The organism is Caballeronia sp. LZ043 (genome assembly GCF_031451075.1).
Lineage (GTDB): Bacteria > Pseudomonadota > Gammaproteobacteria > Burkholderiales > Burkholderiaceae > Caballeronia.
Genome location: NZ_JARUXT010000001.1, coordinates 2,531,594 through 2,550,560 on the forward strand (window position 1 = coordinate 2,531,594; position 18,967 = coordinate 2,550,560).

15 protein-coding genes and 1 pseudogene are annotated in these 18,967 nt (G+C 64.5%); 2 read left to right on the top strand and 14 right to left on the bottom strand.

Going from position 1 to position 18,967, the window contains the following annotated elements:
* Positions 1-16 precede the first annotated feature (16 nt).
* A complete protein-coding gene (locus QCE64_RS11510) occupies positions 17-4,720 on the bottom strand; it encodes a glutamate synthase-related protein (RefSeq protein ID WP_309918789.1) in 4,704 nt (1,567 codons plus the stop codon).
* Positions 4,721-5,050: 330 nt separating this feature from the next.
* The gene (locus tag QCE64_RS11515; protein ID WP_309810277.1) at positions 5,051-5,758 is read right to left on the bottom strand and encodes a transposase; all 708 of its coding nucleotides are present in this window, start codon (positions 5,756-5,758) and stop codon (positions 5,051-5,053) included.
* A gap of 205 nt (positions 5,759-5,963) precedes the next feature.
* On the opposite strand from QCE64_RS11515, the gene QCE64_RS11520 reads away from it, so the two are divergent.
* Positions 5,964-6,689: an OmpW family outer membrane protein gene (locus QCE64_RS11520; protein WP_309811703.1), complete on the top strand. Its 726-nt coding sequence runs from the start codon at positions 5,964-5,966 to the stop codon at positions 6,687-6,689.
* Positions 6,690-6,991: 302 nt separating this feature from the next.
* Positions 6,992-7,369 carry a DUF883 family protein gene (locus QCE64_RS11525; RefSeq protein ID WP_309810280.1) on the top strand — a complete coding sequence of 126 codons (378 nt, stop codon included), beginning with the start codon at positions 6,992-6,994 and terminating at the stop codon, positions 7,367-7,369.
* Positions 7,370-7,373: 4 nt separating this feature from the next.
* Here QCE64_RS11525 and ugpQ read toward each other — a convergent pair whose 3' ends face one another.
* The 12 genes and pseudogenes from ugpQ to QCE64_RS11585 all read right to left on the bottom strand — a co-directional run.
* Positions 7,374-8,129, bottom strand: coding sequence for a glycerophosphodiester phosphodiesterase (ugpQ, locus tag QCE64_RS11530; protein WP_310003852.1), 756 nt, complete (start codon positions 8,127-8,129; stop codon positions 7,374-7,376).
* Between the two features lie 10 nt (positions 8,130-8,139).
* Positions 8,140-9,225 carry a sn-glycerol-3-phosphate import ATP-binding protein UgpC gene (locus QCE64_RS11535; RefSeq protein WP_309918794.1) on the bottom strand — a complete coding sequence of 362 codons (1,086 nt, stop codon included), beginning with the start codon at positions 9,223-9,225 and terminating at the stop codon, positions 8,140-8,142.
* A 17-nt stretch (positions 9,226-9,242) separates the two neighbouring features.
* Positions 9,243-10,088, bottom strand: coding sequence for a sn-glycerol-3-phosphate ABC transporter permease UgpE (gene ugpE / locus QCE64_RS11540; RefSeq protein WP_309931141.1), 846 nt, complete (start codon positions 10,086-10,088; stop codon positions 9,243-9,245).
* On the bottom strand, positions 10,085-10,969 hold the full coding sequence (ugpA, locus tag QCE64_RS11545) for a sn-glycerol-3-phosphate ABC transporter permease UgpA (protein WP_309810293.1): 885 nt from the start codon (positions 10,967-10,969) through the stop codon (positions 10,085-10,087). The genes ugpE and ugpA overlap by 4 nt, the downstream gene beginning before the upstream one ends.
* Positions 10,970-11,028: 59 nt before the next feature.
* Positions 11,029-12,360, bottom strand: a complete 1,332-nt coding sequence (gene ugpB / locus QCE64_RS11550; protein ID WP_309918799.1) for a sn-glycerol-3-phosphate ABC transporter substrate-binding protein UgpB — start codon at positions 12,358-12,360, stop codon at positions 11,029-11,031.
* A 47-nt stretch (positions 12,361-12,407) separates the two neighbouring features.
* A complete protein-coding gene (locus QCE64_RS11555; RefSeq protein ID WP_310003855.1) occupies positions 12,408-13,628 on the bottom strand; it encodes a deoxyguanosinetriphosphate triphosphohydrolase in 1,221 nt (406 codons plus the stop codon).
* Between the two features lie 44 nt (positions 13,629-13,672).
* The gene (gene aroB, locus QCE64_RS11560; protein WP_309918804.1) at positions 13,673-14,770 is read right to left on the bottom strand and encodes a 3-dehydroquinate synthase; all 1,098 of its coding nucleotides are present in this window, start codon (positions 14,768-14,770) and stop codon (positions 13,673-13,675) included.
* Positions 14,770-15,276 (bottom strand): shikimate kinase, encoded by a 507-nt coding sequence (locus QCE64_RS11565; protein ID WP_309919847.1) that lies wholly within the window; start codon positions 15,274-15,276, stop codon positions 14,770-14,772. Before QCE64_RS11565 ends, aroB begins: the two co-directional genes overlap by 1 nt.
* Positions 15,277-15,461: 185 nt before the next feature.
* Complete coding sequence (locus QCE64_RS11570; protein ID WP_404987323.1) at positions 15,462-17,000, bottom strand: type IV pilus secretin PilQ; 1,539 nt, start codon at positions 16,998-17,000, stop codon at positions 15,462-15,464.
* The gene (gene pilO / locus QCE64_RS11575) at positions 16,997-17,908 is read right to left on the bottom strand and encodes a type 4a pilus biogenesis protein PilO (protein ID WP_309918807.1); all 912 of its coding nucleotides are present in this window, start codon (positions 17,906-17,908) and stop codon (positions 16,997-16,999) included. Before pilO ends, QCE64_RS11570 begins: the two co-directional genes overlap by 4 nt.
* On the bottom strand, positions 17,905-18,582 hold the full coding sequence (locus QCE64_RS11580; protein WP_310003859.1) for a PilN domain-containing protein: 678 nt from the start codon (positions 18,580-18,582) through the stop codon (positions 17,905-17,907). The genes pilO and QCE64_RS11580 overlap by 4 nt, the downstream gene beginning before the upstream one ends.
* Positions 18,579-18,967 (bottom strand): annotated as a pseudogene (locus tag QCE64_RS11585) (hypothetical protein); the annotation flags it as partial. The gene QCE64_RS11580 and the pseudogene QCE64_RS11585, both read right to left, overlap by 4 nt.

Sequence of the window (18,967 nt, forward strand, 5' to 3'; positions counted from 1 at the left end):
CTGTGTGAACGAGGCGTCAAGCCGCGATGGCGTCCTTCGACTTCTTCGCGCCAATTTCAGCCAGCGCGCGCTTGTACTCCGTCGGGAAGACCTTGACGAACTGGCGGCGCGACGCGTCCCAGTTTTCGAGCAAGGCCTTCGCGCGCGGCGAGCCGGTGAACTGGAAGTGACGCTCGATCAGCCCCTTGAGCAGCGCTTCGTCGGTCTTGCCGGCGTGCCACAGCGCGCGATCCACCGTGCGCTCCTGTTCGGCCTGCTGCAGCACCGGATCGAGCGCGACCATCGACTTGTTGCACTTGCCCGCGAAGCTGCCATCCGGGTCGTACACGAAGGCGATGCCGCCCGACATGCCCGCCGCGAAGTTGCGGCCGGTCTCGCCGAGCACGACCACCGTGCCGCCGGTCATGTATTCGCAGCCGTGGTCGCCGGTGCCCTCGACGACCGCCGTCGCGCCCGAGTTGCGCACGCAGAAGCGCTCGCCCGCGACGCCGCGGAAATACGCTTCGCCTTCGATCGCGCCGTACATCACCGTGTTGCCGCAGATGATGTTTTCCTCGGACTTGCCGCGGAAGTCGTTGGTCGGGCGAATGATGATGCGCCCGCCCGAAAGGCCCTTGCCGACGTAGTCGTTGCCGTCGCCGACCAGATCCAGCGTCACGCCCTTCGCGAGGAACGCGCCGAAGCTCTGACCCGCCGTGCCCTTCAGCTGGATGTGGATGGAGTCGTCGGGCAGGCCGTCGTGGCCATGCTTCTTCGCGATCGTGCCGGACAGCATGGCGCCGACCGTACGGTTCACGTTGCGCACCGGCTGGATGAACGACACATGCTCGCCCTTCTCGATGGCGGCCTTCGACTTCTCGATCAGGATGTGATCGAGCGCCTTGTCCAGACCGTGGTCCTGCACGTCCACATGCTTGCGCGCGACATCGGCTTCCACCGGCACCTGATAGAACACGCGCGAGAAATCGAGACCCTTCGCCTTCCAGTGCTCGACGCCCTTCTTCGTGTCGAGCAGCTCGGCGCGGCCGATCAGGTCGTCGAACTTGCGGATGCCGAACTGCGCCATGATTTCGCGCACTTCCTCGGCCACGAAGAAGAAGAAGTTGACGACGTGTTCCGGCTGGCCGGAGAACTTCGCGCGCAGCACCGGGTCCTGCGTCGCGACGCCGACCGGGCACGTGTTCAGATGGCACTTGCGCATCATGATGCAGCCTTCGACGACGAGCGGCGCCGTTGCGAAGCCAAACTCGTCCGCCCCGAGCAGCGCGCCGATCACGACGTCGCGGCCGGTCTTCATCTGGCCGTCGGCCTGCACGCGGATACGGCCGCGCAGACGGTTCAGCACCAGGGTCTGCTGGGTTTCGGCGAGACCGAGTTCCCACGGCGTGCCCGCATGCTTGAGCGACGACAGCGGCGAAGCGCCCGTGCCGCCGTCATGGCCCGCGATCACGACGTGATCCGCCTTCGCCTTCGCGACACCGGCCGCCACCGTGCCGACGCCCACTTCGGACACCAGCTTGACGGAAATGCTCGAACCGGAGTTCACGTTCTTCAGATCGTGGATCAGCTGCGCCAGGTCTTCGATCGAATAGATGTCGTGGTGCGGCGGCGGCGAAATGAGCCCGACGCCCGGCACCGAGTAACGCAGCTTGCCGATGTAATCCGACACCTTGTGACCCGGCAGCTGACCGCCTTCGCCGGGCTTCGCGCCCTGCGCCATCTTGATCTGGATCTGGTCCGCCGACGCGAGATACTCCGCCGTCACGCCAAAGCGGCCTGATGCCACCTGCTTGATCTTCGAGCGCAGCGAATCGCCTTCCTTCAACGGGATGTCGGTGACGACCTCCTTGCCGATGATCGATTGCAGCGTGTCGCCGTTCTTGATCGGAATGCCGCGCAGTTCGTTGCGATAGCGCGTTTCGTCCTCGCCGCCTTCGCCGGTGTTCGACTTGCCGCCGATACGGTTCATCGCGACCGCCAGCGTGGCGTGCGCTTCCGTGCTGATCGAGCCGAGCGACATGGCGCCGGTCGCGAAACGCTTGACGATGTCCTTGGCCGATTCGACTTCTTCGAGCGGAATCGCCTTGGCCGGGTCGACCTTGAACTCGAACAGACCGCGGAACGTCATGTGACGCTTCGTCTGGTCGTTGATGATGTGCGCGTATTCCTTGTACGTCTGGTACGAGTTGCTGCGCGCCGAGTGCTGCAGCTTGGCGATGGCGTCAGGCGTCCACATGTGCTCTTCGCCGCGCACGCGGTACGCGTACTCACCGCCCGCGTCGAGCATGTTGGCGAGGACCGGGTTGTCGCCGAACGCATCGCGATGCAGGCGAATCGCTTCCTCGGCCACTTCGAAGATGCCGATGCCGCCGACCTTCGACGCCGTGCCCTTGAAGTACTTCTCGACCAGATCCGCCGACAGGCCCACGCCTTCGAAGATCTGCGCGCCGGTGTAGGACATGTACGTCGAGATGCCCATCTTCGACATGACCTTGAGCAGGCCCTTGCCGACCGCCTTCGTGAAGTTGTAGATGACCTTCTCGGCCGAGAGATCGCCCTTCAGGCCTTCGGCCATGTTGGCGAGCGTCTCCAGCGCGAGGTACGGGTGCACGGCTTCCGCGCCGTAGCCCGCGAGCAGCGCGAAGTGATGCGTCTCGCGCGCCGAGCCGGTTTCGACGACCAGACCCGTGCTCGTGCGCAGACCGTGCGCAACGAGATGCGAGTGAATGGCCGAGGTGGCGAGCAGCGCCGGGATCGCGACATTGTCACGATCCGCGCGGCGATCCGACACGATCAGGATGTTGTAGCCCGACTTGACGGCGTCCACGGCTTCCGCGCACAGCGACGCGATGCGCGCCTCGATGCCTTCCTTGCCCCATGCAACCGGATAGCAGATGTTCAGTTCGTACGAGCTGAATTTGCCGCCGGTGTACTGGTCGATGGCGCGGATCTTCGCGATGTCCTTGAAGTCGAGCACGGGCTGCGACACTTCGAGGCGCATCGTCGGGTTGATGTTGGTCGTGTCGAGCAGGTTCGGCTTCGGGCCGATGAACGAAACGAGCGACATCACCATGTTCTCGCGGATCGGGTCGATCGGCGGGTTCGTCACTTGCGCGAACAACTGCTTGAAGTAGTTGTACAGCGTCTTGTTCTTGTTGGACATGACTGCCAGCGGCGAGTCGTTGCCCATCGAGCCGATGGCTTCCTCGCCCGATTGCGCCATCGGCGCCATCAGGAACTTGAGGTCTTCCTGCGTGTAGCCGAACGCCTGCTGGCGGTCCAGCAGCACGGCAGCTTCGCGGCGCTGCGTCTCGACGTCTTCCGCCTTCGGCTCGATCTCGTCGAGCTTGATGCGCACGGCTTCGATCCAGCTCTTGTACGGCTTGGCGTTCGCGAGGTTGTCCTTGAGTTCCTTGTCCTGGATGATGCGGCCCTGCTCCATGTCGATCAGGAACATCTTGCCCGGCTGCAGGCGCCACTTCTGGACGATCTTCGACTCGGGAATAGGCAGCACGCCCGACTCCGACGCGAGGATCACGAGGTCGTCGTCGGTGACGAGATAGCGCGCCGGACGCAGGCCGTTACGGTCCAGCGTTGCGCCGATCTGACGGCCGTCGGTGAACGCGATCGCGGCGGGACCGTCCCACGGCTCCATCATCGCGGCGTGATATTCGTAGAACGCGCGGCGGTTGTCGTCCATCAGCGTGTGCTGCTCCCACGCTTCCGGGATCATCATCATCATCGCGTGGACGAGCGGGTAGCCGGCCATCACGAGCAGTTCGAGACAGTTGTCGAACGAAGCCGTGTCCGACTGGCCCGGGTAGATCAGCGGCCAGAGCTTCGGCAGGTCGTCGCCGAGCACGTGCGAGGCGATCGCGCCGGTGCGCGCGTTCAGCCAGTTGACGTTGCCCTTCACGGTGTTGATTTCACCGTTGTGCGCGATCATGCGATACGGGTGCGCGAGCTCCCACGCCGGGAATGTGTTGGTGGAGAAGCGCTGGTGCACGAGCGCCAGCGCCGAGACGACGCGCTCGTCCTGCAGGTCGCGGTAATACACGCCGACCTGGCCCGCGAGCAGCAGCCCCTTGTAGACCACGGTACGCGACGACACCGACGGCACGAAGTATTCCTTGCCGTGCTTGAGCTTGAGCGCCTGGATGCGGTGGCTGGCGGTCTTGCGGATGATGTACAGCTTGCGCTCGAGCGCGTCCGTCACGACGATGTCCTTGCCGCGCCCGATGAAGATCTGGCGGATCAGCGGCTCGGTGGCCTTGACGGCGGGCGAGATGGGCATGGTGGAGTCGACGGGGACGTCGCGCCAGCCGAGCACCACCTGGCCTTCTGCCTTCACGGTACGTTCGAGTTCCTGTTCGCACGCGAGACGCGAGGCGTGTTCCTTCGGCAGGAAGATCATGCCGACGCCATATTCGCCCGCCGGCGGCAACGTCACGCCCTGCTTGGCCATTTCCTCGCGATAGAAACCGTCCGGCACCTGGATCAGGATGCCGGCGCCGTCGCCCATCAGCGGATCGGCGCCCACTGCGCCGCGGTGGTCCAGATTCTCGAGAATCTTGAGACCCTGCTGAATGATCTCGTGGCTCTTTTTCCCTTTGATGTGGGCGACGAAGCCGACGCCGCAGGCGTCATGCTCGTTGGCAGGGTCGTACATGCCCTGCGCGGCGGGAAGCGAACCGACTGCCGGTTGCTGATGATCGTTCATGGGGACACCGTCTCTACTGTGAGGGGCCGACTGACGCGGCCGTTGAACCATTTTCTTGTTGCTGTGCGACCGTTTTGTTTCAACGAATCAGGTCGCACTGCACGGTCGTGCGCGGCACGCTGCACCGCGGCAATCGCCGGAAATCGAAATATACGCGACGAATCAAAAAGATGGCAAACAAAATGTGATGGTCTGGCACCTATTATCGATATGGTGCAAAGTTGCCCCATTTATTTGGGGCCACATTCAAAAACCGCCAAGAAAAACGGCGTTCCGATGAAATCCGAGACGCCGTTTCGTTTTTTCCTTCAGCTTTGTATTGACGGGTCGTTATTGGGCCTGTGGAGTCTCGCGAACCTTGCGCGGCCGGCCGCGCGGCAGCGGCGACACCCGGCGATTGGCTGCCCGCGCGGCCCATTCCCGATAGGAATCGCTGCCGAGCACCCAGCCTTTGAGTGTCGCTTGCAGGAGACGCGTGGTTTCGCGTTCGTCGAGCGGTTGCTCGCACAGTTCCTTGTAGGCGTGCTGACGTTCGAAAGGCGTGTTGCCGAGCGACCAGAACAACGGATGGTCGGTGATCAGTCCATCGAGCGTAAGGCCGATGTGATGACGGAAGCTCGACCACTTGTAGTCCTGCGGCGCCGCGACGAGTTGCGCACGCACCGGCGCCATTTCGACAACGCGCGTGGCGAGCAGGAAGTAGCGCTCGCCCTCGATGACGGTCGCCCGGTAGCGGCCTTCCCAGAGTGTGCCGCGTCGCATGTAACGTCGATTGAAGTGCGCTACGTAACGACGTCCGACTGCCTGCATCGCCTTGGGCAAGCTGGATTCGTCGCGCGGCGTGACCAGCAGATGCACCGCCTGCGGCATCAATGCATAGGCGTGAATGGAGAGGTGATGATCACGCGAAGCCGTTCTCAGGCAGTCGATGAAGAGCTCATAGTCCTGGTCATCAACGAAGGCGGGCTGCTGGTCGAGACCACGCAGGATGACATGCTGCGGCTGTTCGGGAACGTAGAGTCGTGCAAGCCGTGCCATTCTGGATATTCCGTTGGTCGCGTTTGTGTTACCCCGGCAGGGGTCCTTGGGAGCCATTCCGGCATCATGTGCAAAAGCCATGCAAATGCCGTGCAACGAGGCTCCGAAGCCGCTCTGTGCCCTAGGGAAAATGCTCTACGGCACCGCTATGGTTACTTTGAAATGTTGTGTTCATAATGAGCGTGCTTTTTCGGAGGAGCACAAATTGAAAATAAAACAGGTCATCACGGGGATCGCGGCATTGGCGTGTGTGTCCACAGCGGCGCATGCGCAATCAGCCGGATCCTTCTATGTCACTGGAGGCTGGTTTCATTTTGCCCCGCAAGACAGCAGCGGTCCGCTCAAAGAAACAAGTGTAGGCGGATCTCCCGTCAATATCGATGTTCCCGGCACGGGCGCCGGCATTTCAAGCGCTGATACCGCCGGCTTCACGTTCGGTTACTTCGCAACCGATCACATCGCCGCTGAACTCGAGATGGGCATCCCGCCCACGTTCGACCTCGAAGGCACCGGCACGCTTTCGCGCTACGGCAAGCTTGGCAGCGCGAAGCAGTGGAGCCCGACGCTGCTCTTCAAATACTTCTTCAATGCTCCTCAAGCGAAGTTCCGTCCGTTCGTCGGCATTGGCGTGACGCGCACCTGGTTCACCGACGCCAAGATCACCAATGACCAGTTCGAAGGCTCGGTCCTGCATGGTCCGACCAGCGTCGACACGGATAGTTCTTGGGCGCCTGTCTTTAACGTCGGCGCAACCTACAACTTCACGGAGCACTGGTTCGCCGGATTTTCGGTTTCGTTCATTCCGCTGAAGGCAACCGCCAAGCTCAACACTGCCGCGCAAACGCCGGTGGGTACGCTCAATGTGCAATCGCAGGCAAAAATCACGCTCAATCCGATCGTGACGTATTTGCGCGTAGGTTATCGCTTCTAAAAAGCGTGTTGCTGCGTATGCGAGATTGAAAAGATCGAAGCGAAAGCGCATTAACAAAGATAACGCCGGCATGTTTTCACATGCCGGCGTTTTCATTTGCGCAATGCTTGTAAATGTGACCTTCGATGCATTGCATCGCTTGCACATGTTACGTGTCGCGAGCATGTACCATGTCTCGTCGGGCGCGGCCACGCGTCCCGTCAGCGGTTTATGAAACACCGGCACCGAACTTGCTCAGTCATGGTTTTTCCCGCTGATTCAAGGGCGGGCTATCCACGACTCATCCATCGACGGAGCGATCTATGAACGCACTGCCCAACACGCGTGACGCCATCGGAGATTCATGGACCACGACCAGCCGCCGGGCTCGACGCATGGCGCGGCATGGCCGTGAAGCAGCCGAGGATATCGGCTCGGAACTGCGCTCATTGCTGAGCGAACTGGAAAGCGCGCTGTCTGAGGGCACTTCGGCCGATGCCGCCGCGTTGCGCGCGCAGATCAGCGATCGGCTCGACAGCGCCCGTGCACGCCTCAACGATACCCACGCCGTGCTGCGTCAGCGCGCGGGTGCCGCGCTCGAAGATGCCGACGCATTCATCCACGAAAAGCCCTGGCAGACGATCGCGCTGGTCGGCGGCCTTGCGCTCGTCGCCGGGATTCTGCTCGCCCGCGTGCGTTGACCTTCTAGTCCGACGCCGCCTCCAGAAAGTCCGCGCCAATGATGTCGATGCGATCCGTACAGATCGCATCGACGCCCCATTGCGCGAGCAAGCGTGCACGCGCTGGATCGTTGACGGTATAGGCGAGGATGCGCAGCCCGGCATCCTTGATTTGCGCCACCAGCGCTTCATCGAGCGCGCGATGGTTCGCATGCAGCGACACACATGCAAGCGCCGCCGTCTGCGCGTGCCAGTCCGCCGGCACGCGCTCGTATAGCATGCCGCGCGGCAGGTCGGGCGCGGCATCGCGTGCGGCTTCGAGCGCCGCATAAGAGAACGACGACAACAGCGGCGCCGGATCGGCGTCCGCCCACAGGCTCGCCGCCTGGCGCGCCACGATCTCGCCGGTCCGGACTTCGCGTCCCGTGCTCGGCTTGATCTCGATGTTTGCCGCCATTCCATGACGCATACAGCGCTCGTGAACCTGGGCGAGCGTCGGCATGCGCGCGTGCGCGAACCTCGCGCCAAACCACGCGCCTGCATCGAGCGCCTGCAATTGCGCCAGGCTCAGCGCCTGCGCCGCGCCATGGCCATTCGACGTGCGGTCGACATCGTCGTCATGCAGCAGGAAGACGAGGTCGTCGGCCGAAAGCTTCGCGTCGAATTCGATCATCCGGTGTCCGTAACGCGCGCCGACGTCGATGGCTTCCAGCGTGTTCTCCGGCGCAAGCTTGCCGCCGCCGCGATGCGCGACGATGGCGGGATAAGGCCAGGTTCTCATCGCGGCTCCTTCAGTTGGCGCGCCTTCCGCTTGCTGCATCGAAGAAATGCAGATGGCGCGCCGGCAGCGACAGCGCCAGTTGCTCGCCGCGCCGCGGCCGATGCTCATGCGGCAGCCGCGCCGCCACATCGTGCTTGCCCCACTTGCCGTGGGCCAGGTTGTCGGCGCCGAGCAGTTCCGCCGAATCGACCTCCAGCGTTGCACTCGGCACGCCTTCGACGCCCGGCGTCATGTGCTCGGGACGAATGCCGAGCGTCCACTCGCGCCCGTGCATCTCGCGCGTGACGCCGTTCGCTCCCGACACGGGCAGTGCAGGCCCGTCGCCGGCCACATGAAACGTCGCGCCATCGTCCGCAAGGCGCCCTTCGAGCAGGTTCATCGCAGGCGAGCCGATGAAGCTCGCGACGAACACCGTCGCCGGCCGCTCGTAGACTTCGGTCGGCGCGCCGATTTGCTCGGCATGGCCCTTGTTCATCACGATGACGCGTTGCGCGAGCGTCATCGCTTCGATCTGATCGTGCGTGACATAGAGGCTCGTGGTCGCGAGACGCGCGTGCAGGCGCTGGATCTCGAGACGCATCTGCACGCGCAGCTTGGCGTCGAGGTTGGACAGGGGTTCGTCGAACAGGAACACCGCCGGTTCACGCACGATCGCGCGGCCCATCGCGACGCGCTGCCGCTGTCCGCCCGACAGTTCGCGTGGCTTGCGGGCGAGCAGATGCTCGAGTTCGAGGATGCGCGCTGCATTGGCCACGCGCGCGTCGATCGTCTTGCGGTCCGCGCCGCCGATCTTCAGCGCATACGCCATGTTCTGCGCCACGCTCATGTGCGGATAGAGCGCGTAGTTCTGGAACACCATCGCGATGTCGCGATCCTTCGGCTCCAGCTTGTTCACGACCTTGCCGCCGATTTCGATTGCGCCTTCGGAGACGCTCTCCAGTCCCGCCACCATGCGCAGCAGCGTGGACTTGCCGCAGCCCGACGGGCCCACCATCACGACGAACTCGCCATCGGCGACTGCCACGTCGATGCCGTGCAGCACGTACTGCGAGCCGTCGTAGGTCTTCTTCACGCCCTTGAGATTCAGCGCAGCCATCTATCCAGAGTCTCCGGTTATTTTTCCGCGTCGACGAGGCCGCGCACGAACCAGCGCTGCATCGTCAGCACGACGGCGAGCGGCGGCAGCATCGCGAGCAGCGTCGCTGTCATGACGAGATGCCACTCGGTCGCGGTGTCGCCCGACGCGATCATGCTCTTGATGCCGACCACCGCCGTCTGCAGCGATACCTCGTTGGTGATGAGAATCGGCCAGAGATACTGGTTCCAGCCGTAGATGAACGTGATGACGAAGAGCGCCGCGATGTTCGTTTTCGACAGCGGCAGCACGACGTCCCAGAAGAAGCGCAGCGGCCCGGCGCCGTCAATGCGCGCGGCCTCCATCAGTTCGTCGGGCAGCGTCATGAAGAACTGCCGGAACAGGAAGGTCGCGGTCGCCGACGCGATCAGCGGCAGCGTGAGGCCCGCATACGTGTTCGACAGATGCATCGACGACACGACCTGCACGGTCGGGAAGATGCGCACTTCGACGGGCAGCATCAGCGTGATGAAGATGAGCCAGAACGCGAGGTTCTTCAACGGAAAACGGAAGAACACGATGGCATAGGCCGAGATGATCGACACCGCGATCTTGCCGATGGAAATCACGAGCGCCATCACAAGACTGTTCAGCAGCATGAGCCCGAAGGGCGCCGCCGCGTTGCCGCTGCCGTAGGTCCAGACGTGCGCGATGTTCTCGAACAGATGCGAGCTCGGCACGAGCGAGAGCGGCACGCTGAACACTTCCTTCGAGTTCATCGTGGCGGCGCAGAACGCGACATACACCGGAAACACGATCAGCGCGACGCCTGCCAGCAGCACCGCGTGACAGAAGATATCGAAGCCGCGACGGTTCTCGATCATGAGTATTGCACCCTGCGTTCGACGAAACGGAACTGCACCACGGTCAGCACGATGACGATCACCATCAGCACGACCGACTGCGCGCCCGAACTGCCGATGTCGAGTCCCTGGAAGCCTTCCGCGAAGATTTTGTAGATCAGCGTCTTGGTGGATTGCGCGGGTCCGCCGCCGGTGGCCGCGTCAATGACCGGGAAGGTATCGAAGAACGCATAGACGAGGTTCACGACCAGCAGGAAAAAGCTTGTCGGCGACAGCAGCGGCAGCGCGATGCCGAAGAAGCGTCGCACGGGACCGGCGCCGTCGATGGCGGCCGCTTCGATCAGCGATTGCGGAATCGCCTGCAGGCCGGCATAGAAGAACAGGAAGTTATAGCTCACCTGCTTCCAGACCGAGGCGAGCACGACGAGGAACATGGCCTGCGTGCCGTTGAGCGCATGATTCCACTGGATACCCTGCTTCGCCAGCGCATACGTGACGAGCCCGATGCTCGGATTGAACAGGAACGACCAGAGCACGGCGGCGATGGCGGGCGCGACCGCATACGGCCAGATCAGCAGCGTCTGGTACGCCTTCGCGCCGCGCGTCACGCGATCCGCGCACGCCGCGAGCAGCAGCGAAATCACGAGGCCCGACACCGTGACGAGCGCGCAGAAGATCATCGTCGTGTTGAACGAGGACAGATACAGCGGGTCCGCGAACAGCTGCCTGAAGTTCGCCAGCCCGACGAATTCGCTCGACGTGCCGAACGCATCCTGGCTCTGCGTGGCCTGCCAGAGCGCTTCGCCCGCCGGCCACAGGAAGAACAGCGCGGTGATGGCGAGCTGAGGGGCGACGAGCAGATACGGCAACACGCTCGTATCGAAACGAGACCGTTTTTCCATGCGATGTGTCCTGAACGAAGGCGCCCGCGCCGCGCGCGGGCGCACATGCTTGCACGTGCCTAGTTGCCGGCCCCGGCCTTCTCGAAGCGGGTCAGCAGTTCGTCGCCGCGAGAGACTGCTGCGTCGAGCGCCTGTTGCGGCGTCTTCTTCTCCGCCCAGACCTGTTCCAGCTCTTCATCGACGATCGTGCGAATCTGCGGCATGTTGCCCAGACGCAAGCCCTTGGTGTACGGCAGCGGCGGCTTGTTCAACATCTGCTTGATGGCGATGTCCGCGCCCGGGTTCTTCGCGTAGAAGCCCTGCTTCTGCGTGAGTTCATATGCGGCCTGCGTGACCGGCAGATAGCCCGTGTCCTGGTGCCACTTCGCGGCGACTTCCGGCGACGACAGATACGCGAGGAACTTCGCGACGCCCTTGTACACGGCCGGGTCCTTGCCCGACAGCACCCACAGGCTCGCGCCGCCGATGATCGCGTTCTGCGGCGCGCCCTTCACGTTCGCGTCGTAGGGCATCATGCCGACGCCGTAATCGAACTTGGCGAACTTCGCGATGGTCGCGCGCGAGCCCGACGAATTCGTGATGATGCCGCAGTCGCCGCTATAGAACTTCGACACCGGCTCGTCCTTGCGGCCGACATACGTGAAGGTGCCTTCCTTCGCCATGTTCTGCAGGAACTGGATGTGCGCCACCTGCAAGGGCTTGTTGAATTCGAGCTTCGCGTCAAGACCGTCGAAGCCGTTGTTCTTCGTCGCGAACGGCGCCGCATGCCACGCGCTGTAGTTCTCGAGCTGGATCCAGCTCTGCCAGCCGGACGAATAGCCGCACGAGTAGCCGGCCGCCTTCAGCTTCTTCGCGTCGGCTTCGACATCGGCCCAGGTCTTGGGCGGCTGGTTCGGATCGAGACCGGCCTTCTTGAACGCGTCCTTGTTGTAGTACAGCACGGGCGTCGAGCTGTTGAAGGGCATCGAGAGCAGATGGCCGGTCTTCGCATCGCTGTAGTAGCCGGAGATGGTGGGCACGAAGGCTTTCTCGTCCAGCGGCACGCCGGCCTGCTTGAAGACGTCGTACACCGGGACGACAGCTTTCTTCGCCTGCATCATCGTGGCCGTGCCGACTTCATAGACCTGCAGGATGGCCGGCGCGTTGCCGCTGCGATACGCCGCGATGCCTGCCGCCAGCGCCTGGTCGTAGGTGCCCTTGAACACGGGGACGATCTTGTAATCGCTCTGCGATTTGTTGAAATCGTTGGCGATGTCGTTCACGCGCTCGCCGAGCGCGGCTTCCATCGCGTGCCAGAACTGGATTTCTGTGGCGGCGTGCGCCGCGGTGCTGGCGCCGAAGGCCAGAACGGCCGCGGCGGAGATCGTGCGGAACAAGGGCTTGCAGCTCATCGATGAGTCTCCTTTGTGACAGGGTTCGCGCTCTGAAACGCGCGATATTAATTGTTGTCGATGACAAACAGGCGTTGATACTCTTTCAAGGCATAGCGGTCGGTCATGCCGGCGATGTAATGCGAGATGAGCCGCGCCTGGGCGCTGTCGCGGCCGACGGCAGGCGCGTCGTTCGCCGATTCCTCGGCCACCGGCTCGCGCGCCTGATAGGAAGGCGGCAGCAGGCGCGGATCTTCGGTGAAGGCTTCGAAGAGGCCGGCCACGACGCGCCGCGCCTTGTTCGCCATCCGCATCACGCGATAGTGCCGGTACAGGTTCTTGAACAGAAAGCGCTTGAGCTGCGCGGCCTGCGCGGCGACCTCGTCGCTGTGCGCGACGAGCGTCGGCGCCGCGCGCACGTCATCGAGCGCCTGCGGCATCACGCGTTGCAGATTGCGGCTCGTGGAATCGATCAGATCGACGATCAGCGTATTGATGATCCGGCGAATGGTTTCGTGAATCAGCCTCCGCCCTTCGATGTCCGGATACTCGCTGCGCGCGGCGTCGAAATGCGTATGCCAGAGGCTCACCTCGGACAGCTGTTCGAGCGTGATGAGGCCGGAGCGCAGGCCGTCGTCGACATCATGATTGTTGTAGGCGATTTCATCGGCGACATTGGCGATCTGCGCTTCCAGCGACGGCTGCTTGCCGGTCAGGAAACGCTCGCCGAGCTCGCCGAGCCTGCGGGCGTTGTCACGCGAACAGTGCTTGAGAATGCCTTCGCGCGTTTCGAAGCAGAGGTTCAGTCCGTTGAACGCGCCATAGTGTTCTTCCAGCTGGTCGACAACGGCGAGGCTCTGCAGATTGTGTTCGAAGCCGCCGTGATCGCGCATGCATTCGTTCAGCGCGTCCTGTCCGGCATGGCCGAACGGCGTATGACCGAGATCGTGCGCCAGCGAGATGGCTTCGACGAGATCTTCATTGAGCCGCAGATTGCGTGCGACCGACCGCGCGATCTGCGCCACTTCGAGACTGTGTGTGAGACGCGTGCGGAACAGGTCGCCTTCGTGATTGACGAACACCTGCGTCTTGTATTCGAGCCGGCGGAACGCGGTGGAATGCACGATGCGGTCGCGGTCGCGCTGGAACTCGGTGCGCGCGGCGGGCGGCGTCTCGGCAAAGCGCCGTCCGCGCGACTGCGACGAATGCGCGGCGTACGGCGCGAGATGCGCTTCGAGTGCCAGCGACGAGGGCGCGCTCGCCGGAAGATTCAATTCTTGTTCGCTCACCGGCTGCTCCGCATCGTCTTGATTCTCGCCGCCGCTCGCGTGGATCAGACGCTGGCCGCGAGGGTTTCGCGCACGGTCCCGTCAGGCGCGCTGGTGATCTCAGTTGCGCCGAAGCGGGTCAGCAAGATGAACTTGATCTCGCCGGCTTCGGCTTTCTTGTCGACCTTCATCAGGTCGACGTAGCGGTCGGGGCCGAGCTTCGGCGCCTTGACGGGCAGTTTCGCCGCCTCGATCACGCGCACCAGACGCTGGCGTGCGGCTTCGTCGAGCCGGCCGAGCCGCACCGAAAGATCCGCCGCCATCACCATGCCGCAGCCGACGGCCTCGCCGTGCAGCCATTCACCGTAGCCCAGGCCGGCTTCGATGGCGTGGCCGAACGTGTGGCCGAAGTTGAGAATGGCGCGTTGGCCGCCTTCGCGTTCGTCCGACGCGACGACCGATGCCTTGATCTCGCACGAACGCTTCACGGCGTGCACGAGCGCGTCGAGGTCGCGACGGTTGAGCGCGCCGACGTTCGCTTCGATCCAGTCGAAGAATGCGGCGTCCGCGATCGCCGCGGTCTTGATGACTTCCGCGATGCCCGCCGCCATCTCGCGTTCCGGCAGCGAGCGCAGCGCGCCGATGTCGGCGATCACGGCCTGCGGCTGGTAGAACGCGCCGATCATGTTCTTGCCGAGCGGATGATTGATGCCGGTCTTGCCGCCCACGGACGAATCCACTTGCGAAAGCAGCGTGGTCGGCACCTGGATGAACGGCACGCCGCGCATGTAGCTGGCGGCGGCGAAGCCGGTCATGTCGCCCACGACGCCGCCGCCGAGCGCGATCAGCGTGGTCTTGCGGTCGGCGCGCCCGGTCAGCAGCGCGTCGAAGATCAGGTTGAGCGTTTCCCAGTTCTTGTACGCCTCGCCGTCGGGCAGCACGACGGTGGTCACCTTCTTGCCAAGCGGCGCGAGGGCCGCGCGCAACTGCTCGCCGTACAAGGGATCCACGGTGGAGTTGGTGACGATGGCCACCGACGCACCCTTGATGTGCGGCGCGAACAACTCCGTGCGGCCGATCAGGCCCGCACCGATGTGGATGGGATAGGCGCGCTCGCCCAGGTCGACGCTGACGGTAATGGTTGGGGCATTCATGGCGGACATTATGACTGAGCCGGTTTGACGACGCCGGCCACCTCCAGTTGCATCAGGACCATGTTGACGAGCGCGTTGACGGTCGGCCGCCCGGTCTCGACAACGAAATGAGCGGTTTCATGATAGAGCGGATCACGTGACTGAAACAGCGCTTCGAGCTTGCCGCGCGGGTCTTCGGTCTGGAGCAGCGGACGGTTCTTGTCGCGCCGGGTGCGCTGCCAGAGATCGTGCGGATTGGCGCGCAGATAGATGACGATGCCGCGATTCCTCAGATGTTCGCGATTCTCGGGCCGCAGCACCGCGCCGCCGCCCGTGGCGAGGACGATGCCGCTGCGCTGCGACAGGTCGTCGATGACGTTCGCCTCGCGCTGCCGGAAGCCGGTCTCACCTTCCAGCTCCCAGATGACCGGAATGCGCGCGCCGGTACGTGCTTCGATCTCGTGATCCGAGTCGATGAACGAGCGCTGCAGACGGCGCGCAACCGCACGGCCCACGGTGGTTTTACCCGCTCCCATGAGTCCGACGAAAAAGATGTTCGCGTTCGCGTGCCCTTCCTGCAACTCGTTTTCCTTCCAGTCCGATGCAATTTGTTCGTGCGGCAGCTTAAGGGCAAACCGCCCGCTTTGTCGAGTCGCGCCAGCCGTGGCGCGGGTCCGGCGCGGGTCCGGCATGTGTCGTGTGCTCATCGGCGCTCATCCGCTCATCCGCCGCTTGCGATGACATGCGGCGTGATCAGGATGACCAGCTCGCTTTTCGAGCGGCGCCGGGCCTCATGGCGAAACAGCCAGCCGAGCAGCGGCAGTTTCGACAATCCCGGCACGCCGGTCGTGTCGTCGCGCTCGTCGTCGGAATAAATGCCGCCGATCGCCACCGTCCCGCCATTCTCCACTTCGACGCGCGTCTGGACGTGCTTCGTATGGATCGCCGGCCCGTTCGCGGTCTGCTCGCCCAGGCTGTCTTTCGTGATGTCGAGATCGAGAATGACGTGCCCGTGCGGCGTGATCTGCGGCTCGACCTCCAGTTTGAGCGTGGCGCGCCGGAACTGCACGCCCGACATGCCGTTGCCCACTTTCGCCTGGTACGGCACTTCCATGCCCTGCTCGACGATCGACTTGACCCGGTCCGCCGTGACCACGCGCGGCCGCGACACGATCTGCCCGCGCCCTTCCGCCTCGAGCGCGCTCAGTTCCAGATTGAGCAACCGCGTTGCGTGCGCGACGAACAGGGTGAGCCCGGCCGTGGCGGCGTCGAAGCCGTTGAGCGGTCCCGCCGACAAATCGTATACCACACCGTCCTTGCCGCCCGCGAAACCGCTCGCCGGATCGTTTTGCGCCGCAATGTTCAACTTGACGCCGAGATTGCGCGACAGCCCGGCCTCGCCTTCGACGATCTTCGCCTCGATCATCACTTGCGGCGTCGACCGGTCGATCAGCGCGAGAAGATCCGCGATCTGCCGCACGCGCGCGTCGAGATCGGTGACGAACAGCAGGTTGGTGCGCGCGTCGGCCATGGCGGAGCCGCGTTTCGACAGCACGCGCTGGCTGCCGGAGCCGCTCAGCATCTTGCGCATGTCCTCGGCGCGGGCATAGCGCAGTACGAATGTACGGCTAGAGAGCGGTTCCAGGTCGGCGGCGCGGGCGTGCGCTTCGTAGCGCAGTTTCTCGCGCGCCGCGAGTTCGGCCAGCGGCGCGACCCAGATCACGTTGCCGTGTTGTTCCATCGCGAGACCGTTCACTTCGAGCAGCGTGTCAAACGCGCGCCGCCACGGCACGCCGGCAAGATTCAGCGAAACCTGACCGCGCACCTTCTCGCTCGCGACGATATTCAGGCCGGTGAACTGCGCGAACGTGTGCAGCGTGGCGCGCAGTTCCGCGTTCTTCAGGTCGAGCGTGATGGTCTTGCCGTCGCCGCCGGGAACCGGATCGGCGTCGCTCAGCCGCTCGACGGGCCGCAACGGCACCGGCGGTCCTTCCAGCGGCGCGTCGGGCGCAGCCGGAGGTTCGGCGACGGGCTTGGCGGCGGGCACATCCGGAGCGGGTGGTTCGGACGGAAGATTCGCGTCGGTCGTCGCCTGCTCCGTGGTCAATTCGTCGAACGCGGCCGGTAGCGGCGGCAGCGGTGCGACGGGCGCGTCATCGCTTCCCACGGCAAGCGATGCCTGAGCGAACAGACACGCGACGGCCGCTACGGACAGGACCGGCCTGGCGACGCCGCGAAAGAACTGCGCGCGCGGGCTCACTTGCGATCCTCCGCCATCGTCAGTTTCCGCGACGGACCGCGGTCGGGCATGAGCTCCACGACACGCGGCACGACCCACGCAAGCCGTTCAGCGCCGATCTTCTGCCCCGGCGCGTAGCCGCTGACTTCGCTGCCGCTTTGCAGAAGCGCCATCGCGCGCCGGGTGCCGACCAGCGTGCCCACCAGCAGGATATCGCCACCCTGGGCGAGCGCATCCCCGCCGCCAAAAGGATCGATGACGAACGAACTGGCGCGCGGCGCAGCGACGGTCAGCGGAATACCCGGCTGATTCTCGAACACCCGGAGCGACGCCTCGACCGCGAGCGCATCCGCGAGCCCGCCCGATGAACGCACGCCGGCGGGCTGCCTGATCTGCGCGCCTTCCGGCACCACGAGCCGCGGCAAACCGGCCAATGCCTCCAGGAAACGGTGAATCTCGTCGAAAGAACCTTCCGCGCGAAGCTTGAGCGGCCGCCCGGACTCAACTTGCGACGGCGCTTCCGGACCGGCGCCCGCGCGCGCGGCCGGCTCGATCGACACGTCGCGGAGCCCGCTCTGTGCCGCCAGTTCCACGACGGCACGCAGCGCATCCGCCGTGCTCCACTGCTCCGGCTGCAGGCGGGCAGAAAGCGCGCGCGCCTTCAGGCCAGGCAACTCCGCCCTGATGCGCCTGACTTCGTGCTCGCGGGTTTGTGCCGCCGTCAATTCGGCGCGTGCGAGTTCGAGTCCGCCCGGATCCGACATTCGCCACGCAGTCGTGCCCGCCACACCCACGAGCAGAGTCAGCGCAAGCGCGCTTGCCGCAAGCCGGGTACGCGACCAGGCATCGAGCGGCCGCAGCAGCGCAGCCACGCGCATGTTCCGGCGTTTATCCCGGTGCAACAAGAGATTCATCGGCATCGCGTTCATGGGCGCCTCCCTTGCGCGCCCGGGCGGCCCGCCGTGAGTACCGGCCGGGCACGACGCGAAGCGTCCTCATGGCCGGAGCGGTCCGACTCGTAACGCACGAGCGCGACGAACTCGTAGTGCCCTGCTCCCTCAGACGGCGGCGCGCCACGAACCCCTCGCGTAGCCACAGCGCTGCGCCGCTTCATCTCGACGACCTCCACCGCCTCCACCCCGCGCACCTGTTCCAGCCGCTTGAGCCAGTGCGCCGCAGCCTGCGAATCAGGCGCCCGCGCCGCGAGTTCGACCTCGTCCGTCCGCTGCGAGACGCGTTGCAGCGCCACGCCGGTTTGCGCCGGCACGTCGGCAAGCGCTTCCAGCAGCGCGAGAAAGCGTTCGCGCGGCGCAGCAAGCGGCTGGGCGCTTTCACGGGCGCGCCGCCGTTCCTCGGCGGCACGCACCAACCGCGCATGTTCGTCGACCGGTGCGCTCGATGCCAGCAGCGAGGCCTCCAGCGCCGCGCGGCGCTCGGTCAGCCGCGCACGCTCGAAGGCATCGCGTCCCGCGACCACGCCCACTGCGGCGCATCCCGCGATGCTCGCAGCCGCCAGCAGCGCGAGCCGCCGGCGCCTCACCTCGCGCCGCCGCCGCGCCCGATACGGCAGCAGATTGAATCCGTCCAGCATGGCGGCGCTCATTGCATCACCTCGCGTAACGCCAGTCCGAACGCCGCCGCGAAGCGTGGCGAATGCCGGTGCGCCGCGACGATCGCCGACGCGCCGTTGCAATACGGCGCCGCCTCGAACGGCAGCGCGGGACAGCCCAGGCTCTTGCCCAAAACGGGCAGCGCCAGACCCGCATGACCCAACAGTTCGATCCGGCCGCCCGCATAAACGCAGTCGAGCGGCGCGCCGTCACCCGCCAGATCCTGCAGCGCCTCGGCCATGCTGCGATATTCGAGCGCAGGATAGCGCGCCTCGTTCTCGACACCCCGCGCGCCGACGAGCCAGCCATGCAATCCTGAGTTCTCCAGCCAGCAGACCATATAGCGCGCGTCTTCATCGAGCTCCACCGAGCCCACGT

What these genes read in the sequence shown, in the direction of transcription:
- QCE64_RS11580 (WP_310003859.1), bottom strand. Translation starts at nt 18,582, where the DNA reads ATGAGCGCCGCCATGCTGGACGGATTCAATCTGCTGCCGTATCGGGCG.
- QCE64_RS11565 (WP_309919847.1), bottom strand. Translation starts at nt 15,276, where the DNA reads ATGGGAGCGGGTAAAACCACCGTGGGCCGTGCGGTTGCGCGCCGTCTG.
- ugpE (WP_309931141.1), bottom strand. Translation starts at nt 10,088, where the DNA reads ATGATCGAGAACCGTCGCGGCTTCGATATCTTCTGTCACGCGGTGCTG.
- QCE64_RS11525 (WP_309810280.1), top strand. Translation starts at nt 6,992, where the DNA reads ATGAACGCACTGCCCAACACGCGTGACGCCATCGGAGATTCATGGACC.
- QCE64_RS11510 (WP_309918789.1), bottom strand. Translation starts at nt 4,720, where the DNA reads ATGAACGATCATCAGCAACCGGCAGTCGGTTCGCTTCCCGCCGCGCAG.
- ugpA (WP_309810293.1), bottom strand. Translation starts at nt 10,969, where the DNA reads ATGGAAAAACGGTCTCGTTTCGATACGAGCGTGTTGCCGTATCTGCTC.
- QCE64_RS11535 (WP_309918794.1), bottom strand. Translation starts at nt 9,225, where the DNA reads ATGGCTGCGCTGAATCTCAAGGGCGTGAAGAAGACCTACGACGGCTCG.
- QCE64_RS11515 (WP_309810277.1), bottom strand. Translation starts at nt 5,758, where the DNA reads ATGGCACGGCTTGCACGACTCTACGTTCCCGAACAGCCGCAGCATGTC.
- aroB (WP_309918804.1), bottom strand. Translation starts at nt 14,770, where the DNA reads ATGTCCGCCATGAATGCCCCAACCATTACCGTCAGCGTCGACCTGGGC.
- pilO (WP_309918807.1), bottom strand. Translation starts at nt 17,908, where the DNA reads ATGAACGCGATGCCGATGAATCTCTTGTTGCACCGGGATAAACGCCGG.
- ugpQ (WP_310003852.1), bottom strand. Translation starts at nt 8,129, where the DNA reads ATGAGAACCTGGCCTTATCCCGCCATCGTCGCGCATCGCGGCGGCGGC.
- ugpB (WP_309918799.1), bottom strand. Translation starts at nt 12,360, where the DNA reads ATGAGCTGCAAGCCCTTGTTCCGCACGATCTCCGCCGCGGCCGTTCTG.